Annotated in this window: 8 protein-coding genes and 1 CRISPR repeat array; of the genes, 6 read left to right on the top strand and 2 right to left on the bottom strand. The window is 73.0% G+C overall.

Features of this window, described 5'->3' with window-relative positions; all coding sequences use genetic code 11:
- Positions 1–168: 168 nt before the first annotated feature.
- On the bottom strand, positions 169–864 hold the full coding sequence (phoU, locus tag IF99_RS0129345; RefSeq protein WP_031001309.1) for a phosphate signaling complex protein PhoU: 696 nt from the start codon (positions 862–864) through the stop codon (positions 169–171).
- Positions 865–1,136: 272 nt separating this feature from the next.
- Here phoU and IF99_RS0129350 point away from each other — a divergent pair, with 272 nt between their 5' ends.
- Both IF99_RS0129350 and IF99_RS0129355 read left to right on the top strand, forming a co-directional pair.
- A complete protein-coding gene (locus IF99_RS0129350; protein WP_031001310.1) occupies positions 1,137–2,567 on the top strand; it encodes a sensor histidine kinase in 1,431 nt (476 codons plus the stop codon).
- On the top strand, positions 2,564–3,244 hold the full coding sequence (locus IF99_RS0129355) for a response regulator transcription factor (protein ID WP_031001324.1): 681 nt from the start codon (positions 2,564–2,566) through the stop codon (positions 3,242–3,244). The genes IF99_RS0129350 and IF99_RS0129355 overlap by 4 nt, the downstream gene beginning before the upstream one ends.
- Before the next feature lie 181 nt (positions 3,245–3,425).
- Here IF99_RS0129355 and IF99_RS34525 read toward each other — a convergent pair whose 3' ends face one another.
- Positions 3,426–4,088 carry a hypothetical protein gene (locus IF99_RS34525; protein WP_031001326.1) on the bottom strand — a complete coding sequence of 221 codons (663 nt, stop codon included), beginning with the start codon at positions 4,086–4,088 and terminating at the stop codon, positions 3,426–3,428.
- Between the two features lie 729 nt (positions 4,089–4,817).
- Here IF99_RS34525 and IF99_RS0129365 point away from each other — a divergent pair.
- The 4 genes from IF99_RS0129365 to IF99_RS0129380 all read left to right on the top strand — a co-directional run bounded on the left by IF99_RS0129365 (position 4,818) and on the right by IF99_RS0129380 (position 7,958).
- Positions 4,818–5,300, top strand: coding sequence for a CarD family transcriptional regulator (locus tag IF99_RS0129365; RefSeq protein ID WP_003953493.1), 483 nt, complete (start codon positions 4,818–4,820; stop codon positions 5,298–5,300).
- A 331-nt stretch (positions 5,301–5,631) separates the two neighbouring features.
- Positions 5,632–6,417 carry a 2-C-methyl-D-erythritol 4-phosphate cytidylyltransferase gene (ispD, locus tag IF99_RS0129370; RefSeq protein ID WP_037828010.1) on the top strand — a complete coding sequence of 262 codons (786 nt, stop codon included), beginning with the start codon at positions 5,632–5,634 and terminating at the stop codon, positions 6,415–6,417.
- Complete coding sequence (ispF, locus tag IF99_RS0129375) at positions 6,407–6,895, top strand: 2-C-methyl-D-erythritol 2,4-cyclodiphosphate synthase (RefSeq protein WP_031001330.1); 489 nt, start codon at positions 6,407–6,409, stop codon at positions 6,893–6,895. Before ispD ends, ispF begins: the two co-directional genes overlap by 11 nt.
- A gap of 484 nt (positions 6,896–7,379) precedes the next feature.
- Positions 7,380–7,958, top strand: coding sequence for an HD domain-containing protein (locus IF99_RS0129380; RefSeq protein WP_031001332.1), 579 nt, complete (start codon positions 7,380–7,382; stop codon positions 7,956–7,958).
- Positions 7,959–8,074: 116 nt separating this feature from the next.
- A CRISPR array of direct repeats spans positions 8,075–8,408; the repeat unit is 29 nt; unit sequence CTGCTCCCCGCACGCGCGGGGATGGCCCC.
- Positions 8,409–8,558 lie beyond the last annotated feature (150 nt).

The following is an 8,558-nucleotide window of genomic DNA, read 5'->3' on the forward strand; positions in this document are numbered from 1 at the left end:
CCCCCGCCCCGCCCCGAGGCTCCGCCCAGGCCCGTCCGCCGGGCCCCCGCCCCGTCCGCCGGGCCCCCGCCCCGTCCGCCGGGCCCCCGCGCCCCGCCCGCGTGGCTCCGCCGCCCGTCCGCCGGAGCCCGGCGCCCGGGTCGCCCGCCCCCCGGGGGCCTCCGCTCCTCAGCCCGCCGAGGGCCCGCTCTTCTCGCCCACGGGGCCCGCCGCCTGGATGGCGTCCGCGTGCTCCCCCGTCACCAGGTACACCACCCGCTTCGCCACCGACACCGCGTGGTCCGCGAACCGCTCGTAGTACCGGCCGAGGAGCGTGACGTCCACCGCCGTCTCGATCCCGTGCTTCCAGCGCTCGTCGATGAGGTGCTGGAAGAGGGTGCGGTGCAGGAGGTCCATCTCGTCGTCGTCCTGCTCCAGCTGGAGGGCGAGGTCGATGTCCTTCGTGATGATGACCTCGGCAGCCTTCGCCATGAGCCGCTGGGCGAGCTGCCCCATCTCCAGGAGGGTCGCCTGGAGGTCGCGCGGGACGGGGGACTCGGGGTAGCGCAGCCGGGCCTGCTTGGCGACGTGCTGGGCGAGGTCGCCCGAGCGCTCCAGGTCCGCGCTCATCCGCAGGCTCGTCACGACGACCCGCAGGTCCGTCGCGACCGGCTGCTGCCGGGCGAGCAGTTCGATCGCCTTCGCCTCCAGGTCGTGCTGGAGCTCGTCCACGCGCGCGTCGGCCGCGATGACGTTCTCGGCGAGCTGGAGATCGGCGTCCAGCATCGCCGTCGTGGCCCGGCCGATCGCCGAGCCGACGAGCCTGGCCATCTCGACCAGGTCGTCGCTGATCGAGTCGAGTTCCTCGTGGTACGCGTCGCGCATGGCGTTCCTCACTCCAAGACGGAGAAGTTCGAGAGCGAAAAGAGGGCCGGACGGGAGTCTGCCCGCCACGGGGCGGGGAAGTCCGCCTCGGACGTCCCCCGCCGGTCGGGGGGCCTCCCGTGCCCACGCCACCACGGTCCGTCCCGTACGCGACGGGCTCCGGCCGCCCAAGTGAACCGCCACCGTCACCAAGGTGAACTCTGGGCGACGAGTGTTCGAGGTGACCCCCGAACGGCTGGGAGACAGCCGACACGGCGACCTACCCTTGCGGCATGGACGTGAACGCGGCGGTGGCCGCAGCCGCCGCTCTCGCCGGGCTCTGCACCGGTGTGATCGCCGCGCTCGCCTTCCGCTGGAGCGAGCGCGAACTCAAGCGCCCGACCAGGACCTCTCTGCACACCGACGCGGTACTGCCGCCCGGTGTCGACACCGTCCTGTCGGTCCTCTCCTCCTCCGCCGTCGTGCTCGACGAGGAGGACAACGTCGTCAAGGCCAGCTCCGCCGCGTACGCCCTCGGGCTCGTACGGGGCGGTCGCCTCGCCGTCGAGCCGATGCTCAGGCTCGCCCGCGAGACGCGCCGCGACGGCGAGATACGCCAGACCGAACTCGACCTCCCGCGCCGTACGGGCCGCGGCGGCCCGCTCGCGGTCTCCGCGCGCGTCGCCCCGCTCGGCTCCCGGCTCGTCCTCCTCCTGGTGGAGGACCTGACCCGCGCCCGCCGCATCGAGGCGGTACGGCGCGACTTCGTCGCCAACGTCAGCCACGAGCTGAAGACCCCCGTCGGCGCCCTCTCCCTCCTCTCCGAAGCCGTCATGGACGCGTCCGACGACCCCGAGGCCGTCGAGCGCTTCGCCGGGCGGATGCAGAAGGAGGCGACACGCCTGACGACGCTCGTGCAGGAGCTCATCGACCTCTCGCGCGTGCAGAACGACGACCCGCTGGAGGACGCGGAACCCGTCCTCGTACGGGACCTCGTCGCCGAGGCCGTCGACCGCTGCCGGCAGACCGCCGGTACGAAGCACATCACGATCGTCCCCGGCGGCACGGGCGAGGACCTGTCCGTGTGGGGCAACCGGGGCCAGCTCGCCGCCGCCCTCGGCAACCTCGTCGAGAACGCCGTCAACTACAGCCCCGAGCACACCCGCGTCGGCATCGCCGCGCGCCGTACCCCCGCCAGCGGCGGCGATCTCATCGAGATCGCGGTCACCGACCAGGGCATCGGGATCTCCGAGAAGGACCGCGAGCGCGTCTTCGAGCGCTTCTACCGCGTCGACCCGGCCCGCTCCCGCATGACGGGCGGGACCGGCATCGGCCTCGCGATCGTCAAGCACGTCGCGGCCTCGCACGGCGGCGAGGTCACGGTCTGGAGCACGGAGGGCGAGGGCTCGACCTTCACCCTGCGCCTGCCCGAGGCCGGTACCGCACGCGTCTTCGGCAGCCCCGGCGACACCTCGCGCACCACCCCCCGCACCGCCCACGGCGCCACCCGCGCCGCCACCCGACGCGCCCCGCGCGGCGGCGGTGGCGGTACGGGCCAGGGCGAGGCACCCCGCGCGGCGGGCGCGCCCCGCACCCGTACGACCGCCCCCGACCACCCGGCGCCGCGCGCGTTCCGTACGCGCGCCGCCTCCCCCTCTTCCACCGGTACGTCCGACGAGACCGCCTCGTTCGAACCCCTTCCCGCCCCGGAGGTCCTTCCGTGACCCGAGTGCTCGTCGTCGAGGACGAGGAATCCTTCAGCGACGCCCTGTCCTACATGCTCCGCAAGGAGGGCTTCGAGGTGGCGATCGCCGCCACCGGGCCCGACGGCCTCGACGAGTTCGAGCGCAACGGAGCCGACCTGGTCCTCCTCGACCTCATGCTCCCCGGACTGCCGGGGACCGAGGTCTGCCGCCAGCTGCGCGGCCGTTCCAACGTCCCCGTGATCATGGTGACCGCGAAGGACAGCGAGATCGACAAGGTCGTCGGCCTGGAGATAGGGGCCGACGACTACGTGACGAAGCCGTTCTCCTCGCGTGAGCTGGTCGCCCGCATCCGCGCGGTGCTGCGCCGCAGGGGCGAGCCCGAGGAGGTCACGCCGACCGCCCTGGAGGCGGGCCCGGTCCGGATGGACGTGGAGCGGCACGTCGTGACGGTGGGCGGCGGCAAGGTCGATCTGCCGCTCAAGGAGTTCGACCTCCTGGAGATGCTGCTGCGCAACGCGGGGCGCGTGCTGACCCGTATGCAGCTCATCGACCGCGTGTGGGGCGCCGACTACGTGGGCGACACGAAGACGCTCGACGTCCACGTCAAGCGCCTGCGCGCCAAGATCGAGCCGGACCCCTCGGCGCCGAGGTACCTGGTCACGGTGCGCGGGCTCGGGTACAAGTTCGAGCCGTAGAGGGACCGCGCACACGCCGAAGGGGCCGGTCACCGTCGACACGGTGACTGGCCCCTTCGGCGTGCGGGACGCGGGTGGCGGCGCGTGGCGTGCCGGGTGCGGTGCTCGGCGCGTGGCCGGTGCGGGGCGTGACCGGGGGCCCGCGGGGCGCGTGCGGCGCGCCGCCTTCGTGCCCGGCGTGCTACTGGGCCGTGCCGCCGCTCGCCGGGGAGGAGGCACCGGCGTCGGGCGAGCCGCTGCCCGTCGCGGGCTCGCCGGAGGCGCCGGAACCCGGGGACGCGGAGGAGGAGGCGGACGGCGAGCCCGAGGCGGACTCACTGGCGCTCGCGCTCGGCGTTTCGCTCGGGCCCCAGCCCTTGAAGTAGTGGTTCGCGGGCAGGACGTACGCGTTGATCTTGACGGTGCCCGTCGTGCTCAGGCTGAAGGTGACCTCCTGGACGTCACCGTCGTTGAGAGCCTCGCGACCGCTGGGCAGCTTCGCCGAGGCGTTGCCCTCGCCCCCGATGATGACCTTGCCGTGCGCGGGCACGGAGATCGCGCCGGAGCCCTTGGCGGGCTTCAGGTCCGCCTGCTTGCCCCCGACGCTGAGCGAGTCGAGGGTCTGCGCCTTGGCGCTGTTGTTGAAGACGGTCGCGAGGATCGCGGCCGGGCCGCTCGCGTCGCGCTTCGGCTGGGTGACGACGGTGACGTTCTGGACCTTGACGACGCCGACCGAGGTGGCGGCGTTGTCCGGCCTCACTTGGAGCGTCTGGGCGTTGTTACCGGCGCCGCAGGCGGCGAGCGTGGCGATCGAGAACGCGAGGGCGGAGGCGGCGAGGGCGCCGCGTCGAAGGCTGCTGCTCACGGCGGCGGCTACTCCTTGAACGAGGACGTGAAGCGGGCACGGAACGAAACGTTGCGGTACGGGTGCGGGCGGCCCCGCACGTACGGACGGCGGTGGGGCCGCCCTCAACGGGGTGTCAGCGCGCTCAGGTTACCGAGCCGCCTCCGCGCCGCCGCACCCGACCCGCCCTTCGTGGCGGATGGCGGCCCGGGGCCCCGGTGGGGCCGCGCGGCCGACGGCGATGGCGGGGGTTGACCGGCGCCGAATTTCTCCCGTGATTCTCCTGTGATCAGGGAAAACAACCCTTGATTCCCTTGATTCAAGAGGCGGACGCGTCGGCTGGGGCGGACGTGACGAGAGCGAAGATCATATTGCGCGCCGCGCTCGCGCGCGTTTTCCCGCCGCCCCGGAAGATCGTCTTCGGTGGCGGCACGCGCGCCTCCGGGGTAATTCCGGATTTGCTCGAAACGCCTTCCCTTCCCCGAACGGAGTAGCGAAAGACACTCTCGGCGGTGCGGACAAATCGGGACGTATGCCCCCTTGAGGGGCCCTCGTGATCCGTGTAACTTACGCGTTTCCCTTTGTCCGGACAGCCGCTCCGACCTGCGAATACCTGCCTCCACAAGCCCCCGGATGCACGTTTCCGGCACCGTTGTCAAGCCCCGAGATATGCCCTGACCTGCGAAAACGCCATCCAAAGGGCGGCGTTCTCGTGTTACCCTGGATAGCCACGGAAGGGGTACCTGTCACATGACGTTCAAGGTTGGCGACACCGTGGTCTATCCCCATCACGGGGCCGCGCTGATCGAGGCAATCGAAACTCGCCAGATCAAAGGTGTGGACAAGACCTACTTGGTGCTCAAGGTCGCCCAGGGCGACTTGACGGTGCGTGTGCCGGCGGACAATGCGGAGTTCGTGGGTGTGCGCGATGTGGTCGGTCAGGACGGACTGGACCGGGTCTTCGAGGTGCTGCGCGCGCCTTACGCCGAGGAGCCCACGAACTGGTCGCGTCGTTACAAGGCGAACCTGGAGAAGCTCGCCTCCGGTGATGTCATCAAGGTCGCGGAGGTGGTCCGCGACCTGTGGCGCCGGGAGCGCGAGCGCGGTCTCTCCGCCGGTGAGAAGCGCATGCTCGCCAAGGCCCGTCAGATCCTCGTGAGCGAACTGGCGCTCGCCGAGAACACCAACGAGGACAAGGCCGAGGCGCTGCTCGACGAGGTACTCGCCTCCTGAGCCGCCGCCTGGACACCTGTGCCGTGGTGCCCGTGGACCCCCGCCGGGGTGCCGGGCACCACGGCATACGTGTCTGTGGGCCGTGCCGCCGGGGCGTGTCCGTGGCGCGCGTCCCTGGCGGGCCCGCGCACTGTTTCTCCCCCCTCGTACCCCTCCCCGCGTGACATACGGCACGCTGGTGCCGTGCACCGGCTTCGTGCCCGGGGGGACCTGACCGGTACGTCACGGAAGGGACCGGTCTGGGCGCCTGGCCCGGCACGGTGTGGGCCTACCCACCCCGCCCGCGCACACAAACCTGTCTCCCGTATGCCCTGAGAGCCGAACGGAAGCGATGACTGAGCAAGCCAGCCCGGCGCGGGACGCCGCGGCCCCGCCGTCCCCCACCGTCCCGGTCCGTACCGCCGCCGTGATCCCCGCCGCCGGGCGCGGTGTGCGGCTCGGCCCCGGTGCCCCGAAGGCGCTGCGCGCGCTGAGCGGCACCCCGATGCTCGTACACGCGGTGCGCGCGATGGCGCGCAGCAGGGCGGTCTCGCTCGTCGTCGTCGTCGCGCCGGCGGAGGAGGTGACCGCCGTGCGCGCGCTGCTCCAGGACCACGCGCTCCCCGAGCGGACGGACTTCCGCGTCGTGGCGGGCGGGGAGACGCGCCAGGAGTCGGTACGGGCCGGCATCGAGGCGCTGCCGGAGGACGTGACCACGGTCCTGGTGCACGACGCGGCGCGCCCGCTCGTCCCGGCGGACACCGTGGACGCGGTGATCGAAGCGGTGCACGCCGGGGCACCGGCGGTGGTCCCGGCCCTGCCGCTCGCGGACACGGTCAAGGAAGTGGACCCCCGCCCGGCGGGTGAACCCGAACCGGTCGTCTCGACCCCGGTCCGCGCCCGCCTGCGCGCGGTGCAGACCCCGCAGGGCTTCGACCGCGCGACGCTCCGCCGCGCGCACGAGGAGGTCGCCCTGGCGGGCGACGGCGCGACGGACGACGCGGGCATGTGCGAGGCGCTGGGCCTGCCGGTCGTGGTGGTCCCCGGGCACGCGGAGGCGTTCAAGGTGACACGGCCGCTGGACCTGGTCCTGGCCGAGGCGGTACTGGCCCGGAGGAGGGCGAACGATGCGTTCTGAGGCGGCCCCCATCCCCCGGGTGGGCATCGGAACGGACGTCCACGCCTTCGCGCCGGGCCGCGAGTTGTGGTGCGCGGGCCTCCTCTGGGAGGGGGACGGACTGGCGGGCCACTCGGACGGGGACGTGGCGGCACACGCGGCCTGCGACGCCCTCTTCTCGGCGGCGGGCATCGGCGACCTCGGCGCCCACTTCGGCACGGACCGCCCCGAGTGGGCGGGCGCGGCGGGCGTGCGGCTCCTCGCCGAGGCGGCCCGCCTGGTCCGCGAGGCGGGCTTCGAGATCGGCAACGTGTCGATCCAGGTCATCGGCGTCCGCCCGAAGATCGGCAAGAGGCGGGCGGAGGCCCAACGGGCCCTGTCGGAAGCGGTCGGGGCCCCGGTCTCGGTCTCCGGCACGACGACGGACGGCCTGGGCCTCACGGGCCGGGCGGAAGGCCTGGCGGGGCTGGCGACGGCGGTGGTCTGGCAGACGGGGTGAGGGGCGTGCGGGTGCCGGTGCCGGGAGGCCCGGCGGTGGGGCGAGACCTCGTACGGGTGGCTCACGACGCCTTCCGCCCGCGCTCTCGCGCCCTCGCGGATGCCGTGCGGCGGCTCGGCTCGCTGGACCGGTGCGGGCGGGGCGGGGGAGTACTGACGGCTTTCGGTGAGGGCGCGGAGGGAGAGCAATGTACGGGATGCCGGATATGACCGAACGCCCCCTCCTTGCTGGTACGCCACGCGACACGTGACAAAACCGCAGCTCACCGAGCCTGCTCCCCGCGTGCGCGGGGATGGCCCCTCGGGGTCCCCGAACTGCACTCGCCTGATCATCTGCTCCCCGCGTGCGCGGGGATGGCCCCTGTCCAGTCACTTCCGAAAATCCGTAGGTGGTCTGCTCCCTGGGTGCGCGGGGATGGTCTCACCGAGCCGGTCACCTTCGCGGTGCGCTGGGTGCCGGGGCCACGACTCCGAGAGGAAACAGAGTGCCCCCTGAAGATCTCACGCCCCTCGCTCGCCTCGCCTTCGAGGCCGGGACGCTGAAGAACGCCCGCCGCACCGGCTGGTGGATGGCCGGGGTCCGTGATCCGGAGTCCGTTGCCGAGCATTCGTGGCGGGCGGCGCTGCTCGCTTCCGTGCTCGCGGCCATGGAGGGGGCCGATCCCGCGCGGGCCGCGCTGCTCGCCGTATGGCACGACGCGCAGGAATCGCGCACCGGAGATGTGAACTACCTCGGACGGAAGTACGCAGACCGGGCCGATCCACGGGCCGTCACGGCGGACCAGGTGGCCGGGCTGCCGAAGGCGGTGGCCGAGAGCGTGAGCGGCGTCGTGGCGGAGTTCGAGGAACAGGAGTCGACGGAGGCCGTCTGCGCCAAGGACGCGGACAAGCTGGAGTGCCTGGTGCAGGGGGTCGAGTACCGGGCGCGGGGATACGGGGACGCTCAGCGATGGATCGACAACTCTTACGGGCGGCTCACGACGCCTTCCGCCCGCGCCCTCGCGGACGCCGTGCTGCGGACCGGCTCGCTGGACTGGTTGCGGACGGCGCTGGGGGAACCGTGATGGCCTCCTGCGAGGATGACGGCGGGAACGCTATGCGCGGTATGTCGGATATGACGGAATGTCCACTCCTTGCCGACAGGCCACGTGCCACGTGACAAAACAGCAGGTCACCGAGCCTGCTCCCCGCACGCGCGGGGATGGCCCCGCGCAGCGGCCTCCGCGATCCAGATCGCGGAGCTGCTCCCCGCACGCGCGGGGATGGCCCCGAGGTCTCGCCGACGCCGTCCAGGCCGTCAGCCTGCTCCCCGCACGCGCGGGGATGGCCCCCACTTCGCGGAGATGTTCCGCGCGAGCATTGACTGCTCCCCGCACGCGCGGGGATGGCCCCTGCCCGGAGTGCGTCTCCCACATGGGCGGACGCTGCTCCCCGCAAGCGCGGGGATGGCCCCGGCCCGTCCTCGTCGCCGCAGACGCGGCACCGCTGCTCCCCGCACACGCGGGGACCGCCCCGGCCCTCGGTGTCCGGCCTTCGCGCGCTGGCCGCCGCTCCCCCGCTCCCCCCACCCCCAGCACCCGTCGCCCCCACCGCCCCACCCCGTCGCCCGCCCCCGCCCTTCCCGCATCGCCGCCGGACTGGCCGCCCCGTCGCGGCGTTCGGCG

Source organism: Streptomyces sp. NRRL F-5630 (assembly GCF_000719475.1).
In the GTDB taxonomy this organism is placed as follows: Bacteria; Actinomycetota; Actinomycetes; order Streptomycetales; family Streptomycetaceae; genus Streptomyces.